This is a genomic window from Lacticaseibacillus salsurae, assembly GCF_045862175.1.
GTDB lineage: Bacteria > Bacillota > Bacilli > Lactobacillales > Lactobacillaceae > Lacticaseibacillus > Lacticaseibacillus salsurae.
The window spans coordinates 1-20109 of the sequence record NZ_BAAFZI010000005.1 but is presented as its reverse complement, the minus strand read 5'-3'; the positions used below and the strand labels follow the sequence as shown (position 1 = coordinate 20109).

At 49.1% G+C, this 20109-nt stretch carries 22 protein-coding genes; 9 read left to right on the top strand and 13 right to left on the bottom strand.

The annotated features are described in order from the left end of the window. Positions 1-3 precede the first annotated feature (3 nt). From ACKTSG_RS03095 to ACKTSG_RS03085, 3 genes are all read right to left on the bottom strand, one after another. Positions 4-924 (bottom strand): hypothetical protein, encoded by a 921-nt coding sequence (locus ACKTSG_RS03095; RefSeq protein ID WP_407891851.1) that lies wholly within the window; start codon positions 922-924, stop codon positions 4-6. A gap of 239 nt (positions 925-1163) precedes the next feature. Beyond that, positions 1164-2921: an ABC transporter ATP-binding protein gene (locus ACKTSG_RS03090; protein ID WP_407891849.1), complete on the bottom strand. Its 1758-nt coding sequence runs from the start codon at positions 2919-2921 to the stop codon at positions 1164-1166. Next, entirely contained in the window at positions 2914-4641 is a 1728-nt protein-coding gene (locus tag ACKTSG_RS03085) for an ABC transporter ATP-binding protein (RefSeq protein WP_407891847.1), read from the bottom strand. The genes ACKTSG_RS03090 and ACKTSG_RS03085 overlap by 8 nt, the downstream gene beginning before the upstream one ends. 219 nt (positions 4642-4860) lie before the next feature. On the opposite strand from ACKTSG_RS03085, the gene ACKTSG_RS03080 reads away from it, so the two are divergent. Then, complete coding sequence (locus ACKTSG_RS03080; RefSeq protein WP_407891845.1) at positions 4861-5412, top strand: GNAT family N-acetyltransferase; 552 nt, start codon at positions 4861-4863, stop codon at positions 5410-5412. A gap of 72 nt (positions 5413-5484) precedes the next feature. Here the strand turns inward: ACKTSG_RS03080 and rplA are convergent, their stop codons facing one another. The 9 genes from rplA to pplA all read right to left on the bottom strand — a co-directional run bounded on the left by rplA (position 5485) and on the right by pplA (position 12368). Next, positions 5485-6174 carry a 50S ribosomal protein L1 gene (rplA, locus tag ACKTSG_RS03075; RefSeq protein WP_407891843.1) on the bottom strand — a complete coding sequence of 230 codons (690 nt, stop codon included), beginning with the start codon at positions 6172-6174 and terminating at the stop codon, positions 5485-5487. A 90-nt stretch (positions 6175-6264) separates the two neighbouring features. Further along, positions 6265-6690 (bottom strand): 50S ribosomal protein L11, encoded by a 426-nt coding sequence (gene rplK / locus ACKTSG_RS03070; protein WP_125711125.1) that lies wholly within the window; start codon positions 6688-6690, stop codon positions 6265-6267. 707 nt (positions 6691-7397) lie between these two features. Further along, complete coding sequence (nusG, locus tag ACKTSG_RS03065) at positions 7398-7946, bottom strand: transcription termination/antitermination protein NusG (RefSeq protein WP_407891840.1); 549 nt, start codon at positions 7944-7946, stop codon at positions 7398-7400. Between the two features lie 92 nt (positions 7947-8038). After that, complete coding sequence (gene secE, locus ACKTSG_RS03060) at positions 8039-8209, bottom strand: preprotein translocase subunit SecE (protein WP_407891838.1); 171 nt, start codon at positions 8207-8209, stop codon at positions 8039-8041. Positions 8210-8235: 26 nt separating this feature from the next. Then, on the bottom strand, positions 8236-8385 hold the full coding sequence (rpmG, locus tag ACKTSG_RS03055; protein WP_407891837.1) for a 50S ribosomal protein L33: 150 nt from the start codon (positions 8383-8385) through the stop codon (positions 8236-8238). Positions 8386-8416: 31 nt separating this feature from the next. Beyond that, positions 8417-9373 carry a UbiA family prenyltransferase gene (locus tag ACKTSG_RS03050; protein ID WP_407891836.1) on the bottom strand — a complete coding sequence of 319 codons (957 nt, stop codon included), beginning with the start codon at positions 9371-9373 and terminating at the stop codon, positions 8417-8419. Beyond that, complete coding sequence (locus ACKTSG_RS03045) at positions 9370-10314, bottom strand: 1,4-dihydroxy-2-naphthoate polyprenyltransferase (RefSeq protein WP_407891835.1); 945 nt, start codon at positions 10312-10314, stop codon at positions 9370-9372. The genes ACKTSG_RS03050 and ACKTSG_RS03045 overlap by 4 nt, the downstream gene beginning before the upstream one ends. Continuing rightward, entirely contained in the window at positions 10311-11384 is a 1074-nt protein-coding gene (locus ACKTSG_RS03040) for an FAD:protein FMN transferase (protein WP_407891834.1), read from the bottom strand. Before ACKTSG_RS03040 ends, ACKTSG_RS03045 begins: the two co-directional genes overlap by 4 nt. A 105-nt stretch (positions 11385-11489) precedes the next feature. Beyond that, positions 11490-12368, bottom strand: a complete 879-nt coding sequence (pplA, locus tag ACKTSG_RS03035) for an extracellular electron transfer flavoprotein PplA (protein ID WP_407891832.1) — start codon at positions 12366-12368, stop codon at positions 11490-11492. A 298-nt stretch (positions 12369-12666) separates the two neighbouring features. Here pplA and ACKTSG_RS03030 point away from each other — a divergent pair, with 298 nt between their 5' ends. The 8 genes from ACKTSG_RS03030 (at position 12667) to ACKTSG_RS02995 (ending at position 19775) form a co-directional block, all read left to right on the top strand. Further along, positions 12667-14574 carry an FAD-dependent oxidoreductase gene (locus tag ACKTSG_RS03030; protein WP_407891830.1) on the top strand — a complete coding sequence of 636 codons (1908 nt, stop codon included), beginning with the start codon at positions 12667-12669 and terminating at the stop codon, positions 14572-14574. Between the two features lie 109 nt (positions 14575-14683). Beyond that, positions 14684-15118 carry a NusG domain II-containing protein gene (locus ACKTSG_RS03025; protein ID WP_407891828.1) on the top strand — a complete coding sequence of 145 codons (435 nt, stop codon included), beginning with the start codon at positions 14684-14686 and terminating at the stop codon, positions 15116-15118. Further along, complete coding sequence (locus ACKTSG_RS03020) at positions 15115-15669, top strand: Gx transporter family protein (RefSeq protein ID WP_407891826.1); 555 nt, start codon at positions 15115-15117, stop codon at positions 15667-15669. Before ACKTSG_RS03025 ends, ACKTSG_RS03020 begins: the two co-directional genes overlap by 4 nt. Further along, positions 15663-16643 (top strand): polyprenyl synthetase family protein, encoded by a 981-nt coding sequence (locus ACKTSG_RS03015; RefSeq protein ID WP_407891824.1) that lies wholly within the window; start codon positions 15663-15665, stop codon positions 16641-16643. The genes ACKTSG_RS03020 and ACKTSG_RS03015 overlap by 7 nt, the downstream gene beginning before the upstream one ends. Positions 16644-16817: 174 nt before the next feature. Then, entirely contained in the window at positions 16818-17330 is a 513-nt protein-coding gene (locus ACKTSG_RS03010; RefSeq protein WP_407891977.1) for a sigma factor, read from the top strand. A 152-nt stretch (positions 17331-17482) separates the two neighbouring features. Then, complete coding sequence (locus ACKTSG_RS03005; RefSeq protein WP_407891822.1) at positions 17483-18289, top strand: ABC transporter permease subunit; 807 nt, start codon at positions 17483-17485, stop codon at positions 18287-18289. 1 nt (position 18290) lies between these two features. After that, on the top strand, positions 18291-18995 hold the full coding sequence (locus ACKTSG_RS03000) for an ABC transporter ATP-binding protein (RefSeq protein WP_407891820.1): 705 nt from the start codon (positions 18291-18293) through the stop codon (positions 18993-18995). 3 nt (positions 18996-18998) lie between these two features. Then, positions 18999-19775 carry an acyltransferase family protein gene (locus ACKTSG_RS02995; protein ID WP_407891819.1) on the top strand — a complete coding sequence of 259 codons (777 nt, stop codon included), beginning with the start codon at positions 18999-19001 and terminating at the stop codon, positions 19773-19775. A gap of 81 nt (positions 19776-19856) precedes the next feature. Here the strand turns inward: ACKTSG_RS02995 and ACKTSG_RS02990 are convergent. Beyond that, positions 19857-20109, bottom strand: a 253-nt coding sequence (locus ACKTSG_RS02990; RefSeq protein ID WP_407891817.1) for a transposase, incomplete at its 5' end; no start/stop codon positions are given.

Below are 20109 nucleotides of genomic sequence, written 5' to 3'. Positions count from 1 at the left end.
TCGTCAGCGTTTTGCACTGAAAAATACTTTCGCCAGTCGATTCGTGTATAAGGCATGGCCCATCCCGATGCCTATCCCAATATCGATCACCATCACAAAGGTGTCCCCACCACTTAACCAAGCCAATCCGCCAAGCGCACCGGCAAAAATTGTCATGTTCACGAATTGCCAAATCATCAGTTGCCGGCGCCGGCGATTGAATTGCGCGACTTCGTGATAAACTTCTTGATCTAACCCACTGGTTGACACTTGATGCGCAACTGCCTCAAAAACGGTAAACGCCACCCACAAACCGATCCACCAGTCTCCTGAATCCGCCTGCATCAACCCCGGAACGATATAGCTCCAAAAGCTCAACAACTGTAACCCAACCAACGGCATGCCAAAGCGGGCATCCACTTGGCGCACCGCCGCTTCATCTAATACTGCCGCGCCTAAAACCCAGCGATACACCCACCGATGCCAGGGCTGAGATGGCGGCTGAATTTCAAGGCGAGCTTGGCGCGCAGGCTGTTGATGCTTGGCGTAGCTGATCCACCCGACTAAAGCCGCCAACCCGCCGCTGATGATGATCGCCATCCCCCAACGTCTCGATATCGCGCCACTACCGCTAGCTAAGATCACCCACCAAAATAAACTATAGTAAAGCGCATTGTGGCGCAACAAGGCCACCTTTGCAGAATCGGCTTTGGCGATGTGCTGGACGCGTTTGTGGTACAAACAGTCGATCACGATACTTGCCAAGACCCATTGTCCCCATAGAAGCCCTTGATCTGGATGCCGCCACGCCGCCAACAAACACGCCAGCAAACAAGCGCCTTTTGCCCATAATGCTGCGGTACCCACCACTTGATCAGCTTGATTCAACGCTTCAGTCGACGCGATCGGTAGGTCAAAGCCGAGGCGATATGCCCAAGTTTTCATTTTAGTCACCTCCAATGTGACCTCAGGGTATCAGCGAATGGCGATTCTGCCAAATTTCACGCATTAAAATAGCGCTGATCGTTAAAATCAGCGCTTGAATGTGACAGTTACTCAGATGTACGACCCCAAAAGCAACGCATTTGCGCACACGCCCTCTGCCAAGCAGATCCTAAGTGCAGGATCTACTCGTCAGAGGGCGTGTACTTGATGCTAAAACCGCTTTTGGGCTCAGCCAGCCTTTAATCAAATACCATTTGCTTTTGATACAAGCTGGCATAAAAACCGTTGGCCGCCAATAATTCTTGATGCGTGCCGGCTTCGATGATGCGGCCATGTTGCAAGACTTCGATACGATCAGCGGCTAGGATCGTTTTCAAGCGATGCGCGATCACAAAGCTGGTGCGCCCAGCGATCACATTATCCATCGCCTTTTGGATCGAAGCTTCAGTCACAGTATCCACATTAGACGTGGCTTCATCCAAAATCAGCAGTTTCGGATCAGTCAAAATCGTCCGTGCAATACTCAACAACTGCTTTTGCCCGGCAGAAAACAGGCTTTGTTCATCGGACAATGGCGTGTCGTAACCTTGAGGCAAGCTCATGATGTAGTCATGGATATAGGCTTGTTTGGCTGCAGCCACCATTTCATCATAACTGGCGTCAGGTTTGCCAAAGCACAAGTTCGTCGCCACCGTACCAGAAAACAGTTGTGGATCTTGTAACACGATGCCAACTGTATCGCGCAACTGAGTCAAATCAAGTTTACGCACATCCACGCCATCGACTTCGATCGCGCCACTATCCACATCATAGAAGCGATTCAACAAGTTCATGATCGTGGTTTTCCCCGATCCAGTCGGCCCGACTAATGCGACCATTTCGCCGCGGCGGGCTTCAAAAGAAACGCCATGTAGCACTTCTTTGTCTGGCAAATATGAAAAGCGCACATCATCCACGCGCAAGGCATGTTTGATCTCAGTCACTGGCAACCCGTCAGCAGGCCGCACTTCTTCTTGGTTTTCATGCACTTCAGCCACACGTCTGGCCCCAGTGATCGCCAATTGGATCTGCGCATATAAGCTAGTCATCATCACGATCGGCTGGAAGTATTGTTGCGCGTATTGGACAAACACCACCACTAACGCCAAGGCGGCGCCAGTGGCCAGGTTGCCTTGCAGCACTAACCAACTGCCAAAAAAGATCACGATGGCAGTGGTCAACAACATCAAGCCACTCATCAATGGTTGTAAGACGCCAGACCACACTTGGCCGCGGAAAGTGGTTTTGGCCACTTCAGCGTTCAAGTCGTCAAAGCCTTTCAGCGATTCTGCTTGCAAGCCGTTGGTGATGATCACCTTTTGGCCGGTGACTTGCTCATTGATGTAGCCGTTGAGCTTGCCGACATTATCTTGTTGCAAGTTCACCGCCCGGCTGGCTTGGCGAATATTGATCACTGCAATGATGGCCGCCAGTGGCGTGGTGGCCAACGTCACCCAAGCCAGTTGTTGCGACGCGGCAAACATCACATAGATCGCCCCGATGAACTGCGAGATCGAATAAAACATTTGCACGAAAACTTCATTCATCGCGTTAAAAATGTTATCCAGATCCGAGGTGTACCGTGCCAAAATGTCCCCATCTGAATGGGTATCAAAATATTTAACTGGCAGGCGCTGCATTTTTTTGAACAAACCAGTCCGCATGTCACCAGTGGCCGTGCCGCCGACCCATGACAAGATCATCGACGTGGCCCAGTCGCCAAAACTCGACGCGGTGTACAATGCCGCTAAGATCACTGCATTCACGTAAAACACCGACAAGCTTTGCCCATGTTGCACCGTGTTGGTCAAGGCGTTGATCGCGCGACCTAAAAACATTGGCGACGCCGCATTGGTGACGGCAAACACCAACACCGTGGCGATGGCGGCAATCAGCCACCAAGAAAAGCGTCCCAGGTACACGCGATAAAAATGCATCGCTAATTTAAAATCACGCATGCGGTTCACTTCCTTCCAAAGCACGTTGGGTTTGATAGATCTCTTGATAAACCGGACTGGTTTTGACCAATTGCGCATGCGTACCAGCAGCGACGATCTGGCCATGATCGATCACTAAGATCTGATCGGCGCGGATCACCGCTGAAAGCTTTTCGGCGATCAACACGGTGGTGGTATCTTTGAGCTCATGATTCAACGCGTCTTGCACCATGCGTTCACTGCGCGCATCTAGCGCCGACGTGGAATCATCCATGATCAAAATCGTCGGCTTGCCGATCACCCCTCGCGTGATGGCCAAGCGCTGCTTTTGGCCACCAGAGAAGTTGGCGGAGCGTTCTTCCACTTGGGCATCATAATGCGCATCCAAACGATCGATAAATTCCGCAGATTGCGCAACATTGGCCGCCCAGCGCATATCTGGCAAAGTCGCGTCAGGTTTGCCTTGGCGCAAGTTATTGGCAATGGTGCCTGAAAAAAGCGTTGCCCGCTGCAACACCATGGCCACATTACTGCGCAATGTAGCGGCGTTTAAATCGCGCACATCACGCCCGCCGATGCGGATGGTCCCGCGATCCACATCAAACAGCCGCGGGATCAATTGCGCCAGCGTCGACTTGCCAGACCCAGTAGCGCCCACGATCCCAAGCATTTCTCCAGGTCGCACCGTAAAGCTGATGTCTTTTAACGTCGGGGTCGTGTCGCCAGGATAAGTAAAGGTGACATCATTGAACTCCAAACTGCCGGTAAGCTTTTCTTCAGGACCCGCCGGTAATACCATCGATGGTTCATGATCGAGCACTTTGCCGATCCGCCCTAGCGATACAAACGCCCGCGTGGCACCAGTTAAAATAAACGACGCGTTGATGATCGCCATCAACAATTGCATCACATACCCGATGAAACTCGACAGCGCCGCCAAGTCGCCTGGATGCGCGCCGATACTGCGTCCCACCAAAAACAGCACCAAGACGTTAGTCAAGTTGGCGATCAAAAAGAACCCTGGCATCATATAAGAAAAGGTATACCCGATCTTCACGGTGATTTTGACCATGCGATCAGAGGCGGTGGTGAATTGTTTGATCTGTTGCGGTTCTTGATTAAAGGATTTCACCACCCGCACGCCCATTAAGTTCTCGCGGGCGATGGTGTTGACATCATCGATGTCGGATTGCACTTGGGCAAACAAGCCACCCATTTTCTTGGTGCCGACAATGGCGATCACCACCACCACGGCGATCATCAATACCACGACCCACCACATCCGCGGGATCGTGATCAGCGCTAGGATCAGCGCACCGACAAATAATACCGGCACCCGAAAGACGATTTGAAAGACTGACATCAACATGCCTTGCACTTGGTTGACGTCATTGGTCATGCGCACCACCAAGTTGCTGGCGGCGAACTGCTCAATATCGGCAAAAGCAAATTTTTGCACTTGCGCATATAGATCGCGCCGCATCGTGGTGGCCACGCCAACAGCCGTGCGGGCTGAATAATACGTGTTCACGATCCCAGCGACAATGCCTAATCCAGCCAACACCAATAGCCAGATCCCTAAACGCAACACCGTTGGTTGGTCATTGGCGATGATAGCCGTCATCATCAGCTGTAATAAGCGTGGTTGCCAAAGTGTGGCAAACGCCATGATCACCGTTGCCACTGTGGCAATGATCGCTGGTTTGCCAAAACGCCGTAAGTACGGCCATAAAGTTTTCATGTTTCCCCCTACCGCGGTTAAATAAAAATTCTGTTACCAAGCCAGTCAAACCGGCTGGCTCGCCTTTTTCATCCCACAAGTTCCTTTCGCCGAAACGCTCATCAGTTATTAATGTTTTAATCCTACCATGAAAACTCACGATCTCGCCAATGATTCTGATATTTACGCCACAAGCTTCTCGCGGTAAACTAAGGCATATCGAATTTTGGAGGGTTTGCGATGTTGATTCGCCAAGCACAAGTCCAAGACGCCGCGGCATTACTCACGATCTACGCGCCGTTTGTCACGGATACCACTGTGACGTTAGAAACTGAATTGCCTACCATTGCGGCATTTGCCCAGCGCATTGCCACCACGTTGCCATATTACCCTTATTTAGTCGCCTGTGGTGATCATGGCGAGATCTTAGGTTATGCCTACGCACATCGCTATAAAGAACGCCTTGGCTATAATTGGACGGTGGAAACCAGTATTTACGTCGGCCAGCCCGGCCAAGGTGTGGGTTCTGCGCTATATGCCGCGTTAACGCAGATCCTCAAGCAACAACATGTCCAGATCATGATGGCGTGTGTCACCGGCAATAATCAGCGCAGCTTAGCGTTTCACACCCAGTTAGGTTTTCATGAAGTGGGACATTTTGAACAGATCGGCTACAAGCTTGGCCAGTGGGTCGATATCCACTGGTTTGAAAAGCGCCTCACAACCAGCCAGCCGCAACCGTTCATTCCGTTTGCCCAACTTGCAAAACGTCCCCAAGCGCACACGGCTTGACCATCGTCCAAATAAAAAAAGCCACCATCGAGAAAAATTCCCGATGGTGGCTTTTACTTCATAATCAGTTGATTAGAAAGCTTGGACGTCAACTTTGACACCAGGCCCGAAGGTGGAAGTCAAAGTCAAGCTCTTGATGTAAACACCCTTCGTGGATGCAGGACGTGCTTTGGTGATCACGTCGTTCATCGCTTTGAAGTTTTCTGTAAGCTTTTCTTCAGAGAAGGAAACCTTACCGATCGGTGCGTGAACGATACCAGCCTTGTCGGCACGGTAAGCCACTTGACCTGCTTTGATATCGTTGACCGCTTTGGTCACGTCCATCGTTACAGTACCGGTCTTTGGGTTTGGCATCAAGCCTTTAGGACCGAGGACCCGGCCTAAACGACCAACTTTAGCCATCATCGGTGGCGTTGCCACAGCAACGTCAAAGTCCAACCAGCCATCTTGGATCTTTTGAACCAAGTCGTCGCCGCCAACAAAGTCAGCGCCGGCTTCTTCAGCCATTTTGGCTTGTGGGCCTTCGGCGAAGACGATAACAGTTTGGCTACGGCCAGTCCCGTTAGGAAGCACAACGGCCCCACGGATCTGTTGGTCAGCTTGTTTTACGTCGATGTTTAAGTTGTAAGCAACTTCAACAGTTGCGTCAAACTTAGCGAAGTCGATGTCTTTAACTAATGCGACAGCTTCTGCTGGGGTATAAGCTTTAGTGGCATCAACCTTTTTTTGTGCTTCAAGAAACTTCTTTGCTTTTTTAGCCATTTTGGGAATTTTCCTCCTTGCAAATGTGGTCAGCGGGCCTTAGCCCTTCCACTTGATTCACTCGGCTTTTGCCGGGGATCCGGACAGTTCTTAGCCTTCGACAACGAAGCCCATGGAACGAGCTGTCCCTTCAACCATGCGCATAGCAGCTTCAACGTCTGCTGCGTTAAGGTCTTGCATCTTCGTTTCAGCGATTTGACGAACTTGATCCTTAGTCACAGTAGCGACTTTCTTGGTGTTTGGTTCGCCAGAACCGTGTTCAACGCCAGCGGCTTTCTTCAGCAAGATAGCAGCCGGAGGGGTCTTAGTAACGAATTCGAAGGAACGATCTTCGAACACAGTGATCACTACAGGGATGATCATGCCTGCTTGATCAGCAGTGCGTGCATTGAAATCCTTGGTGAAACCCATGATGTTGATCCCGGCCTGCCCTAAAGCAGGACCTACTGGAGGAGCTGGAGTTGCCTTCCCCGCAGGGATCTGGAGTTTAACGATGTTTGCTACTTTTTTAGCCACGAAACATAACCTCCTTAAGTCCGTGATGTGGTCATGATGGCCAAGTCAATTTTGGCCTCCCACTTGTATGCACAAAACATACCAGAATAGAATATCAGACAACAGCCGGCTTTGCAAGCGAAAACCCCAACCCCACCAAACAAAATGTTTCCACAACCACCTGATAATGGAAAAAACAGCGCGCAAACTGGTCGACGGCACACAAAGTCCACGAAACTGAAACCAATTTCGTGGACGGTTGGCGTTTAGCCGATTCAATTACGATAGTGCCGTATTGGCTGTGTATCAAGTGCGTTTCTGTGTCGCCTTGGGGGCTTGGCCCAAGACCACGGTTGGGGACTACTAAGCTCTGCATTGCCTTTCATCCACAGGCTTCGCTTGCTGCCCATGTTGCCATGGGGACTACAACCCGTTGTCATCTTTGATTGAACCCCACGGGGGTCCTTCGATGCCGGCATTTCTGACACGAGAGAGCCAGCGGAGCTGAACTTGCGCCCAGACACTGCGGGTCAGTCTCATTCGGTTTAACAAGGCTCTGCCGCCTTGCCATGAAGTGGTACAGGCGGCCTGCGCTAAGTCGTCTACTTCTCCTGGCATTATCATGACACCATTGTAAACTAAAAACAAGTACAAAAGGTCAAAACGTTTATTCGAAAAAAGCGCCTTGGCCCCGCGATTTACATCGTGGGCCAAGGCGCTTAAAGCCATTAGTTTTTGTCGACTTGTTCGTAATCCAGTTCGGCGGCAGTTTCGCGATCGAACATGTTGATGGTCACGCGCAACTTTTGCTTTTCTTTGTCGTTGGCTGTGACTTTACCTTCCATTCCAGCAAAGGCGCCGTCGATGATGGTGACGGTTTCGCCAAGATCAAATTCAACGTTAGCCGTTTTGCGGGCGCTCATGCCTAAGGAATGCAGGATGCTAGTGATCTCTTCTGGTTCCAGTGGTGCCGGCTTGGAACCTGCGCCGTGAGAACCAACAAAGCCAGTCACACCTGGGGTGTTACGCACCACGAACCAAGATTCATCTGTCATGATCATTTCCACTAAGACGTAACCAGGGAAGGTTTTTTCCATCACTTGCTTGGCTTTCCCATTTTTGGTTTGGGTCTCTTCTTCTTCTGGTACGATCACCCGAAAAATGTAGTCGCCCATGCCCATGGATCCAGCCCGGGATTCCAAGTTTTGTTTAACTTTATTTTCGTAACCAGAGTAAGTATGCAAGACATACCATTGTTTTTCGACAGATTCTACCATGATGCGCTCCTTTTAATTTGATTGCGGCAAAATAAAAAACCGTCCATTACCGGCACGGTTTTTTCGTTGCTTTCAGTATAGCAAAACTGATATCAGAATACAAATGCCTTCAACAAGGCCAAGATCACAAAGTCAGCTAAGGCAAAGTAGATCGCAAATAAAATCGACGTCCCCACCACAGTTGAGGTATCACGCCGCGTTTCAGTGGCGTTGGGCCAAGTGACAGCTTTCATTTCTTGGATCACACTTTTGATAAATTTCATGAATTTTCCTCCCAACGCCAAATGGCTTATTTGGTTTCTCGGTGTTCAGTCACTTTTTTGCAGTACTTACAGTATTTGTTTAAAGTCAAGCGTTCGGTACGTTTCTTGTTTTCAGGGACAAAGTAATTGCGACGTCCACATACGGAACATGCCATCGCGATTTTTTTTACAGACATTAGGAATTTCCTCCAGACTAGTTACAATGTATCAGAAATTCAAAACCCCTGCAACTAAGAGTAAGCCAACTTCTGCCGCCGCTGTGGTCAAAAGCGTTTTGATCGCCAAGTTAAAGGTTTGCTGCTTGTCTTGCACCCCCATGAACCCAGCAGTATTTTTCGCCACTGCCGGCCACAACAACAACGTCAACAACAAAGGCCATGGCAACACGCGCAATAACACAGCCAACACAATAGCCAAAAACGCCACGCGTGGCAACCAAGGATAAACTTTCAGCGCCTGTCGCTTGCCTAAATAATAAGGTAAGGTAAACCGCTGATTGCGCTGATCTTGCGCCAAGTCGCAAATGTTATCGGCAAACATCACCGTGCCGTCTAAAATCACGATCGGCAATGCCACCAACAACAGCTGCAAGCACTGCGCCATGTCGATACCAAAGCGAAACTGTGACCAATTCAGCGCCAACGTCAGCGGTTGCGGCACCACATTGACGAATACGGCGATGAAGATCGTGCCAAAGCCTTCACACATCCCGGCCAGAAATTCGCCGCTAGGGATCCGCGACAGCGGCACTGGCCCAAAGGTATAAAAGATCGCCACAAAAATCGCGGCGCCGCCGATCACCAACAAGCTTAAATTGGTGCGCCACACCAACCATAAACCAGCCAAGCACGCCACCGCCAAAAAGCCTAGCATCAACGCCAAAATACGCTTAGGGTCCAAGTGCTCGCGGCCGATGATATTTTGGGTGGTCCGGTAATGGTCATCTTTGGCTTTGTAGAAGTCTTGCACGTTGTTAAAGCCAGTCACAAATAACGCAATGCTCATTTGCCCGATGAAATAGATCACCGTGTTGCCCCAGTTAAGCTGGTGGTAATGCACCCAAGCGTAACTGACCCCGAACAAAAACGGCAATAAGCTGGCGGCTTTGGCAGGCAAGCGGATCAGTTCTAAAAATAGCGGCCAAGTTAATTTCTTCGTCGTCATCTGCTGGTCCCCCAATCCACTAGCAGCGCCAAAACCAACGCCGCATTTTCCGCGACTAATGAGACCAAGGCGGTTTTAAAAGTTTGTGCTTTGATCTGAGCGGCCAAGAATTTGCGGGTATTGTGCCACACCAATGGCAACACCACCAACACCAACAATGCCGGCCAGCGCAACAGGCCAAACATCACCGCCGCTAAAATCGCGACAAACCCGCCAAATGCCAGGGTTGCATATAACCCTAACGCTTGGTTGTGGGTCAAATACATCGGTAGCGTCATGCGGTGATTGGCTTGATCTTCAGTTAAGTCACACAAGTTATTGGCCAACATCACATTGGCAATCGTGCCCATGGGCATCACGCACACCAGCCCCAAGGTCAATAAAGCCACCCAGTTGCCTGATACAAACAGATCTGGCCATTGCCAAGTCACCGCGATGAAACTTTGCGGCAACACATTCACAAACACCATTAAAGCGGGAATGCCCAAGCCCATGGTGACGCCAGAAAACACTTCGCCTAAAGGCAAGCGGTTCAACGGCAACGGTCCGCTGGTATAAAAGATCCCGATCAGCACACAAAATCCGCCGATGAAAAACAAGACCCATTGCGTCCGCCATACTAACACCAACCCCAGCACCAACGCCAAAAGCAATAAAGTCATGATCAGATGCAAGACGCTTTGTGGCTTTAAATGCCGGCGCCCGATCACATTGGTGTGGCGTTGATAATCTTTTGCCTTTGCGTGATGGTAATCCATTAAGTTGTTGATCGCCGTAGTCGCCATATCAATGGCCAAAAGCGCGACAAAAAACAAGAAACTGTTGAGCCAGTTGAATTGATGAAAGTAAGCCAAGCTGAAGCCGGCTCCCACCAAACATGGCAAAATGCTAGCCAACTTGGTGCGTGCTTCAACCACTTCTAAGAAAGCGGCGATACTCATTTCAATTCAGCCAACGTATAGCCTGAGTTTGGCAACAACTTAAAGTCTTTCTTCAAGCCGCTAGAAACATAGACTTTCTTATCTTTGGTGATAAAGATCGCTTGTGCATAGCCGGTTTTTTCAATGAAGGCCATGCCGCCTTGCAACCCTTTATCAAAAGTTGCCGTGGACAAGGCATCCCCATCGACAGACTTTTTGGTGATGATCGACACGCCCATTAAGTTATTTTCAAATGGATAGCCAGTTTTGGGATCCATCAAGTGCGAATAAACGTGACCGTCAACTTTCAAGTAGCGTTCATAGATCCCACTGGTGACAATGGTCATGTTCTTTTCTGGGACTGTCCCAATGGCGGTACCGCGAGACTTCTTCGGATCTTGGATCCCGACAGTCCAAGGCTTGTTGGCGCCTTTTGGTGAGTGGCCTAAAACATAAATATTGCCGCCAAGGTCAATGATGGCAGTGGACACATGCTCGCGCTTTAAAACTTTCACCACTTGATCGGTGATGAAGCCTTTGGCGATACCCCCAAGGTCAATGGCCATGCCTGGTTTTTTCAAATAAACGGTTTGTTTTTTGTCGTTGAGCACCACGTCTTTATAGTTGACTAATGGTAATTTGGCATCGATCTCAGCTTGACTGGGTTTGCGCGCATCAGAAAAGCCGATATGCCACAAACTGGTGATCGGCCCAATGGCCAAGTCAAAAGCGCCTTGCGAGCGATCAGAGTAACTTTTGGCATATTTGATCATCGAATAGATCGCCGGTGTCACTTTAACGGCTTTTTTGCCGGCTTGCGCATTGACGGCATCGACTTCAGAGCCTTTTTGGTTGACCGTGGTTTCGCGCGCTAGGACTTTGATGCGATCAAACGCGTCATTTAACGCATTTTCTTTGCCTTTGTCATACACCCGCAAGGTGACGACTGTACCCATCAGAAATTGGGTGTCTTCATAAGGCGTCTTCAGCAATGTTGGGGCTTTTTTCACTGGGGCGGCTTGTTGCCCACAGCCTGCAAGCGTCGTGACGGCCAACAACAGCGTCGCGACGCCGATCCAAAACTTTTTCATTATCAAATTCCTTCCAGCACAGAATAATTCTAGGATACCAGTTGAGAACAAAAACAGGTAGTACCCACAAGGATACTACCCATTATTGTGTGCAAATGTGTGTGCTTATTCAGCGTACACGACGTTGTCAACAGTGATCTTCTTGGTGTTGCCAGCTTGCGCAGCGTTGATCAATTGTTCAGCATATTGAATGAAGGAAGTGGAACTGTGAGTGGCACCAGAAACCACGTCAACTTCAGCAGGTGTTTGCTTCTTAACTAAAGCTTCGTTCAATTCCTTAGTGTATTCAACAGGGCCGACTTTGTTAACTTTCTTCATCGACTTTTCGTAGTCAGTGTCTTTAGTCTTGGACTTGCCGTTCTTGTCGACGTTGTCATAGTTAGAAGCGGTGATCTTGCCGTCTTTAACAGTGATGGAAAATACCACACGGTAGCCATGAGAATAGTTCTTTTCAGCCAAGGAGTAGGTGCCGTCTTTCATCTTCTTGGTGTTTTGGATCTTGATGGTCTTGTGGTTGCCAGCTTGGGCAGCTTGAACTAATTGTGCCGCATAGTTCTTGAAAGACCATGAAGATTCAGTGGCACCAGAAACAACTTCAATAGCAGACGTGTTGCTGCCAGCCTTCTTGAAGGCTTTGTTCAGTTGTGGGATGTATTCTTTAGGACCAGTCTTAGCGACTTTCTTCATTTGCTTTTCGTAAGCTTTGTCTTTGGTCTTGGACTTGCCGTTTTTGTCGACATAGTCATATGTGGTCTTGGTGATCTTGCCTTTTTTAACGGTCATGCCCATCTTGACTTTGTAGCCATGAGAATAGCCCGTTTCTTGCAGCTTGTATTTACCATTCTTCAACTTGCCGCCAGCGATTTGTTTGGCTGCAGCTTTGCTTGCAGCATCAACGGTGTTGGTGGACGGGTTCCCAAAAGCAGCTAAGCTTAAGGCGGTCAATGCGATCACGGAAATGCTAGTCACTGTCTTTAATTTCATCTGTCAGTACCCCTTTTTTGAATAATGCCTAAATTTGTGTTACCTTTCACACAAAATAAGTGTACTCAGTGTTTGTGCAAAAAGCAACAAATTCCGAAAAAATTTAGCGCTTTCACACCAGATTCTTACTAGACCAATTACCGCTTACAAGTGTACGTCGTTGTTGAATTGCGAGTTGATTATGAGAAACCATTTCAAACCGTGTGAAATTATGGACAAACAGATTGGGTTAAAGGTATAATGACAAGCGTAATCAGCAATCATTTAATCAAGAATTCACACAAGGAGTGTTATTGCCATGACGCAAAAAAATATCGTCGTCATCGGCGCCGGATTTGCAGGGGTTTATGCAACTAAGCGGTTAGCCAAGAAGTTTAAAAAAGATCCAGATGTCACCATCACCTTGATCGATAAGCATTCATACTTCACTTATATGACTGAATTGCATGAAATCGCCGCTGACCGCGTCGACGAAAATGCGATCCAATACGATTTACAACGTTTGTTCTGTCGTCGCAAGAACGTCAAACTGGTCACCGATGAAGTCACCACGATCGATCGTAAAAACCAGCTGGTCAAAACCAAGCATGGGGCTTACCCATACGATTACGTGATGTTAGGTATCGGTTCAGAACCAAATGACTTTGGCACCCCAGGGGTCAAAGAACATGGCTTCACTTTAGGTTCATGGGAACAAGCCATCCAACTTAAAGAACATGTGCGTGACGTGGTGCGTCGTGGCGCCACTGAACATGACCCTGAAAAACGCAAGGCCTTGTTATCTATCGTGGTCGTCGGCTCCGGCTTTACTGGGACGGAAACCATTGGTGAATTACGTGACTGGCGTGAAAGCTTAGCCAAAGAATTCAAACTTGATCCAGCCGAGTTGACGTTCACTTTAATGGAAATGGCGCCAACCATCATGAATATGCTCGATCGTACCGATGCGGCTAAAGCCGAAAAGTACATGCGCAAGCGCGGCATCAACGTGATGAAAAACACTGGTGTGGTCGGTGTGCACGAAGATCATGTGGACTTAAAAGATGGGTCCACATATCCCACGGCCACGTTGATCTGGACTGCCGGGGTCAAAGCCTCCAGCCAAGCGGCCAACTTCAAGTTGACCCAAGGCCGCGCCGGGCGCATCGTGGTCAACTCCCACATGCAATCTGTTGACGATGACAAGATCTATGTCGTCGGGGATGTGTCCTTCTTTGGCGGCAATTCCGATCGTGGTGAACCGCAAATCGTGCAAGGCGCTGAAGCCAGTGCCCAAACAGCTTTGGATAACATCACCAAGCAAATGAATGGTCAAACCCCAGACGCTGACTACAAAGCTTCTTATTCTGGTTTCATGGTCAGCTTAGGCTCGCGTTATGGTGTGGCCAACTTAATGGGCTTCATGCATTTGTCCGGCTTCTTTGCGATGTTGATGAAGCATTTGGTCAACATGTTGTATTTCGTGCAGATCTATTCTGGTTACTACTTGTTCCAATACTTGATGCACGAATTCTTCCGTACCCGCAACGATCGCAACTTGATGCGTGGCCACATTTCCCGTCAAGGTAACGTGTTGTGGGCAGTGCCGGCGCGGATCTTCTTAGGCGCTATGTGGTTAGTCGATTGTGCTTATAAAGTTTCTGGCAAAGAATCTTGGTTCATCGACAAACTGCACTTGCCATTCACTTGGTTGCAGCCCGCTGCCACATCTGGTGCCAGTGCCGCTGGTGCTGATGCCACGTCTGCTGCTTCTGGTGGTGGCGCTGATGCTGCAGCTAGTGCAGCCAGCACCGCCAAGCAAGTCTTCTCGTTGTCTTATCAATACGGCAAAGACCCAATGGCTGTGTTTAACGTGATGCCTGATTGGATGGCTTCAGTGACCAAGATCTTCATTCCAAACCAACAAGTGGCTTTCTTCATGCAAAAGTCGATGACGGTCATCGAAATTTTGATCGGGTTAGCTTTAGTCGCTGGCTTGTTCACTTGGGTCGCTGGTGGGATGTCTGTGGCCTTCACTGTGATCTTCTGCTTAAGCGGGATGTTTTATTGGGTCAACATTTGGATGATCCCAATGGCCTTGGCCACAATGAATGGTTCCGGTCGCTCCTTTGGCTTGGATAAGTGGGTCGTTCCTTACTTGCAAAAGACCTTTGGCAAGTGGTGGTATGGCAAACCCCAAGCACTATATGGCAATGATGCCAAGTAGTTGGGAATAACGGTTTTCCGGATTTGGGTTCTGGGGTAAAATTGACCCCAGGACCTTTTTTCTTATCAGCGCCAAACCTGCCACAAACTATTTTCGAAGGGAGCTTTTTATGAAACACTATTTACACATGATCAAGCCCTTCGATTACATCATTGTGATCTTGTTGTTGGTGGCGTCGTTTATCCCTTACGTCGTGTTTGCCCATCAAGAAGCAACGCAACAAGCTACCCGTTCAGCCAGCCAGCCAGTGTATACGGCGGTAGTCACGCATAACGGCAAAGAAGTTTACCGCTTGAAGTTGACTGGGCACAAAGGCACCACCACTTGGCGATACAATGACGGCCATGACTGGAACACCATCGTCGCCACTGGCAACCAGATCCAGATTAAAGATGCCAACTGCCAAGACCAAGTCTGTGTGCGCAAAGGTAAGATCTCCAAACCTGGACAAACCATTGTGTGCTTGCCGCACAAATTACTCGTCGAGATCAAATCCACTGGCCACAGTAGCGGCAACAATACGGGAGGGATGGTAACAGAATGAATTATCGACCAGACCGGACCCGTCAAGTCATTTTTATCGCCTTATTGTGTGCCCAAGGCGTGATCATCGGCTTGCTAGAGCGCATGATCCCCTTTCCTTTTGCCTTTGCGCCTGGCGCCAAACTCGGCTTAGCCAATTTGATCACGATCATTTCCTTATTCACCATGTCCACATCTGACAGCTTCTTATTGATGATCTTGCGCATCGTGTTGACGACGTTGCTAGGCGGGACGTTATCGACCTTCATGTATTCAGGGGCTGGCGCGATCTTATCGTGGCTGGGGATGCTCATGATCAAACAACTTGGTGAAAAACGCGTGTCGATGATCGGCATCAGTGCCGCTGGTGGCATTTTGCATAATGTCGGCCAGTTGGTGGTAGCCAGTTGGATCGCACAATCTTGGACCGTGATGTTGTACTTGCCGATCCTCAGTTTTATGGGCATATTAGCCGGGATCGCCGTTGGGGTCGCCGCTAACTTCTTATTTGAACATATTCAAACCCTCAGTCGATTGCGCTTTGATCGCCATCAAAGGAGAAAAGCATGTTGATCCATCCAATGTGGGCGGACTATCCTGAAGTCGCCTCTGAACTTACTGATACCTTGCAACTGATCCAACAAGAGATCAAACCACAAAATACCAAAGTCGCCGACGCCTTGATCGACATGATCAACGCTGGTGGCAAGCTGTTGCGCCCGGCATATTGTTTATTGTTTTCACAATTTTCCACCAAGCGCGACCCAGACAAAATGATCGCCTTGGCAGCAGCGGTTGAAGCGTTGCATAACGCCACGTTGGTGCATGATGACATCATCGACAAATCCAGCGTACGGCGTGGGTTGCCCACGATCTCAGCGCAATTTGGCGAAGACGTGGCGGTGTATGCTGGCGATTATTTGTTTGTGGTGTGCTTTAAGTTGATCGCCAAATACGCCAGTGACTTGCGCTCAGTGCAACAAGATGCTGGGTCCATGGAGCGCTTGCTCAACGGTGAGTTAGAACAAATGGCCACGCGCTACAACTACGAAATGACCATTGATCAGTATTTAAAGCAAGTCTCTGGCAAAACCGGTCAGCTGTTTGCGCTGTCGAGTTTTATTGGCAGTTATGAAAGTGGTCAACCACTGCGCTTTGCCAAAAAAGTCGAAGCCATCGGTTTAAATATCGGCATCGCCTTTCAATTGTTAGATGATATTTTAGATTACACCGCAGACGCTAACACCTTAGGCAAACCAGTCCATGAAGATATGAAACAAGGCGTGTACTCTGCCCCATTGATCTTAGCGATGAGCCAAGATCGCGCCGCTTTTTTACCATATTTGCAGCAGCAACAGCAGATGACCGCAGCAGACTTACAAGCGGTGATGGCGCTGGTGACCAAATATCGCGGCGTCGAACAAGCGCGCGACATGGCGGCAGATTACACAAAACAGGCACTGGATGGTTTGGCGCGCTTGCCAGAAGCGCCAGTTAAGCACACCTTGATCCGCTTGACCAAACAGCTTTTGCGCCGCCGCAGTTAAATGCGTTAAGCCTTGACCCACATGGGGTCAAGGCTTTTTTTGTGCTTGGGCATCAACGCGTCGGCGGGGAAATTTTAGGTCGACGGCCTTTGTGCTTATATAATGTAAGCATGGGGTAGTCACTGCCCGATCATTGGGGGTGAGAACATCACAGAAGCAGAGATCTTGGCTTTGGTGAAAGTTGCCGCCCATGATTCTGATGCCTTTGAAGCGCTGTTTGCGCAATATCAGCCTTTGTTGTTGCATGTGGTGGCACGCTATCACTTAAAAGGCTTTGACCGCGATGATTGGCTGCAAGAATCCCGAGCGGCATTGTTGCGCACGATCCTTAGCTTTAACGGCACTTCAGGATCGAAATTCGGTGCTTATTTTCGCCTCGTCGTCTACTCACAACTCAACGGTTTGGTGCGGCTCAACTTTGCATTGAAACGCGCCATCGATCAAAATGCCTTACTCATGCCCAAAGTCCCAGAAAATCGCGTGCACGAATCCCCGCGTGCTTATGAAGATGCCTTGTTGATGGGGATCGAATTTCGGGAGTTTCTCGATCACTTGTCGGCGATCGAAGCCCAAAGTTTTATCGCCGAAATGAATGGCACCTTGAGCCAACAACCGCTTAAAGTGCGCCGCGCCCGCGAACGCACACGGCGCAAATTGGAAAACTATATCGCTGACTACCACCAGTAACGCATCTTAGTCGAGGTCGATCACCTCGACTTTTTTTAACCACCGCCACCGCCATTTTCACAAAAGTATCGTCTTTTAAGTTGGGTTTAAGCTTGTCTGATTAGTATGGGCAACATAACCTCATTAAACAATTAATCGATGGAGATGACATTATGGATAACGCGACGGACTTGACGCGCCACGCAAAACGATCCCACACCTATAGTTTCAAGCAGTTCTTGCCTTGGTTGATCCCAATTGGCTTGATCGTCATTTGGCAGATCGCCGGCAACTTTGGGTGGATCTCGACGAAGCTGTTGCCGACGCCTTGGTCAGTTTTTCAAGATGGCGTGAGCTTGTGGCAAAGCGGCGAATTACAAAAAAACATGGGCATCAGTTTATATCGCGCCTTAGTCGGGTTTGCCATTGGTGGTTCGGTGGGCTTTATCTTTGGCCTCCTCAACGGCTTATCCAAAACTGCGCGCGCCTTGTTTGATTCCACGATCCAAATGTTGCGCAACATCCCCCATTTGTCTTTGATCCCAGTGGTGATCATTTTGTTTGGGATCGGCGAAACCGCCAAGATCTCCTTGGTCACTGTCGGCGTGATGTTTCCGATTTATATCAACACCTTCCATGGCATCACCAGTGTGGATCCAGAATTGATCGAAATGGGTCAAGCATATGGCTTATCCAAACGCGAAATGCTGACAAAAATCGTTTTCCCAGGCGCGTTGCCAACGATCTTAGTAGGCGTCCGCTATGCGCTTGGGGTGATGTGGACGACTTTGATCGTGGCTGAAACCATCAGCTCCACGTCAGGTATCGGCTACATGGCCACTAACGCCCAAGAGTTCATGAACATGAAAACTGTTTTGTTATGTATCGTGATCTACGCGTTATTAGGCAAGATCTCAGATCTGATCGCCAAATTACTAGAAGACATTTGCTTAGATTGGCAAGCAGAAAGGAGCCGTTAACATGACTGAACCTTTAGTAACTTTAGCACGCCTCGGCAAAGTTTATGGTGACAAAACGGCTTTGCATGACGTCAACTTCTCCATTTATCCAGGCGAATTCATCGCTTTAGTCGGGATGTCTGGCGGCGGTAAATCCACGATCTTGCGCTTGATTGCTCAATTGGAACAACCCACTAGCGGCACGATCCATTACGCCAAAAAAGCGATGGTCACCCGCGTCATGTTTCAAAATGATCGCTTATTGCCTTGGATGACCAATGTGCAAAACTTATCTTTTAAGTCCAGTGACAAAACCCAACAAAACCGCGCCAAAGCCATGCTTGAAACTGTTGGCTTAGCAGATTTCGCGGATTCTTACCCCAGCTCGTTATCTGGTGGGCAAAAACAGCGCTTGGCATTAGGCCGAGCGTTGATGGCCGACCCGCAGTTGTTGTTGTTGGATGAACCCCTCGGGGCGCTTGATGCTTTAACGCGGCGTAAAATGCAAGATTCGATCACCCAGATCTGCGAACAACAACACCTCACCACCTTGTTGATCACCCATGATGTCGAAGAAGCGGCGCGCATGGCTGATCGGGTGATCGTGGTCAAAGATGGCACCAATGTTTATGAAGCTGACGGGGCCAAAGGCAAAGATGCCGCCACCATCGCCACTGTTTCAGAAGACGTGTTAGGCGTGATCTTAAACACGGCACAGGAGGTTTGATCGTTGGCAACCGGACAAAAGAAAAAACGCAAATACTTATATGAAGTCGATGCCATGCGCATCATGTTTATTTTTGGCGTGTTGTTGAACCACACCACCACCGCTTTTGCGCAAAGTATGACCAATGCCACTGGCTGGGCGCATATGCTGTTGCTGTCGACGCATTTGACCATCCACTTCACTCGAATGGGCTTCATGTTTATGACTGGCTTGGTTTTGACGCTGAACTACTACAAAAAAGACGACTGGCCGAATTTCTTCAAGAAGCGCTTTGCTGGATCAGGTTGGCCTTACTTGTTATGGAATTTCATTTTGATGGTGTTTGCCTTGCTAGTCGGCACCCCAGGATTTTCCTTGAATAACTTCGCATCGACTTATTACAGCGCGATCATTCACGGCAATCAATTCTACATGTACTACATTTTAGTCACCTTGCAGCTGTATGTGCTGTTTCCGTTTTTGGTGTGGCTATTTAAAAAAACCACTGGCCATCACGGCTGGGTATTAGGCATCAGTTTCGCCATCCAAATGCTGTTGATGGTGGCGATCAAATACGGCTTGCCACATATCGATGATTCGCATTGGATCTGGTGGCTGCGCGCTTATGGCGTCAATGTCTTCACTTATCAGTTCTACTTTATCTTCGGTGCGTTCACGTCGCTGCATTATCAAGCCATGGTCGCCTTCATCAACCTGGATTATTCACCTCGGTATTTGGGACATGAAATCGCATCTGGCCGGTCTGAAAGCAACGTTTGGAGCGTTGCGAATACTGACTGAGCGGAGAAGTTGGTGATCGATGCACCACGAACAGACCGACCCAGTTTTCGGCTCGACGCACGACCTATTCAGTTACTCAGTTCAGGTCGCCAACTGATGGACTTCGTCCATGAGCCGACTAAACCAGTTCTTGTAAACATAGTTAGAAGCAAGATGGATCACCACACGACGGGCGTGCCAAGTAATCCTACCGGCGATGTGAAAGAGACTGAACCGTAGCGAGGAGATGGTTGAACGACGGTCTTCCGAGACAAAGAGCTGTTTAAAGAGCTGAACCAGGTTATAGGCAATACCGGTGATCAAGGCTCGTGCAGTGTTCCGTGCAAAAGTTGAG

Excerpts from the sequence above, each read along its gene's own strand:
- ACKTSG_RS03095 (WP_407891851.1), bottom strand. The coding sequence starts at position 924 with ATGAAAACTTGGGCATATCGCCTCGGCTTTGACCTACCGATCGCGTCG.
- ACKTSG_RS03090 (WP_407891849.1), bottom strand. The coding sequence starts at position 2,921 with ATGCGTGATTTTAAATTAGCGATGCATTTTTATCGCGTGTACCTGGGA.
- ACKTSG_RS03085 (WP_407891847.1), bottom strand. The coding sequence starts at position 4,641 with ATGAAAACTTTATGGCCGTACTTACGGCGTTTTGGCAAACCAGCGATC.
- ACKTSG_RS03080 (WP_407891845.1), top strand. The coding sequence starts at position 4,861 with ATGTTGATTCGCCAAGCACAAGTCCAAGACGCCGCGGCATTACTCACG.
- rplA (WP_407891843.1), bottom strand. The coding sequence starts at position 6,174 with ATGGCTAAAAAAGCAAAGAAGTTTCTTGAAGCACAAAAAAAGGTTGAT.
- nusG (WP_407891840.1), bottom strand. The coding sequence starts at position 7,946 with ATGGTAGAATCTGTCGAAAAACAATGGTATGTCTTGCATACTTACTCT.
- secE (WP_407891838.1), bottom strand. The coding sequence starts at position 8,209 with ATGAAATTTATCAAAAGTGTGATCCAAGAAATGAAAGCTGTCACTTGG.
- rpmG (WP_407891837.1), bottom strand. The coding sequence starts at position 8,385 with ATGTCTGTAAAAAAAATCGCGATGGCATGTTCCGTATGTGGACGTCGC.
- ACKTSG_RS03050 (WP_407891836.1), bottom strand. The coding sequence starts at position 9,373 with ATGACGACGAAGAAATTAACTTGGCCGCTATTTTTAGAACTGATCCGC.
- ACKTSG_RS03045 (WP_407891835.1), bottom strand. The coding sequence starts at position 10,314 with ATGAGTATCGCCGCTTTCTTAGAAGTGGTTGAAGCACGCACCAAGTTG.
- ACKTSG_RS03040 (WP_407891834.1), bottom strand. The coding sequence starts at position 11,384 with ATGAAAAAGTTTTGGATCGGCGTCGCGACGCTGTTGTTGGCCGTCACG.
- pplA (WP_407891832.1), bottom strand. The coding sequence starts at position 12,368 with ATGAAATTAAAGACAGTGACTAGCATTTCCGTGATCGCATTGACCGCC.
- ACKTSG_RS03030 (WP_407891830.1), top strand. The coding sequence starts at position 12,667 with ATGACGCAAAAAAATATCGTCGTCATCGGCGCCGGATTTGCAGGGGTT.
- ACKTSG_RS03025 (WP_407891828.1), top strand. The coding sequence starts at position 14,684 with ATGAAACACTATTTACACATGATCAAGCCCTTCGATTACATCATTGTG.
- ACKTSG_RS03020 (WP_407891826.1), top strand. The coding sequence starts at position 15,115 with ATGAATTATCGACCAGACCGGACCCGTCAAGTCATTTTTATCGCCTTA.
- ACKTSG_RS03015 (WP_407891824.1), top strand. The coding sequence starts at position 15,663 with ATGTTGATCCATCCAATGTGGGCGGACTATCCTGAAGTCGCCTCTGAA.
- ACKTSG_RS03005 (WP_407891822.1), top strand. The coding sequence starts at position 17,483 with ATGGATAACGCGACGGACTTGACGCGCCACGCAAAACGATCCCACACC.
- ACKTSG_RS03000 (WP_407891820.1), top strand. The coding sequence starts at position 18,291 with ATGACTGAACCTTTAGTAACTTTAGCACGCCTCGGCAAAGTTTATGGT.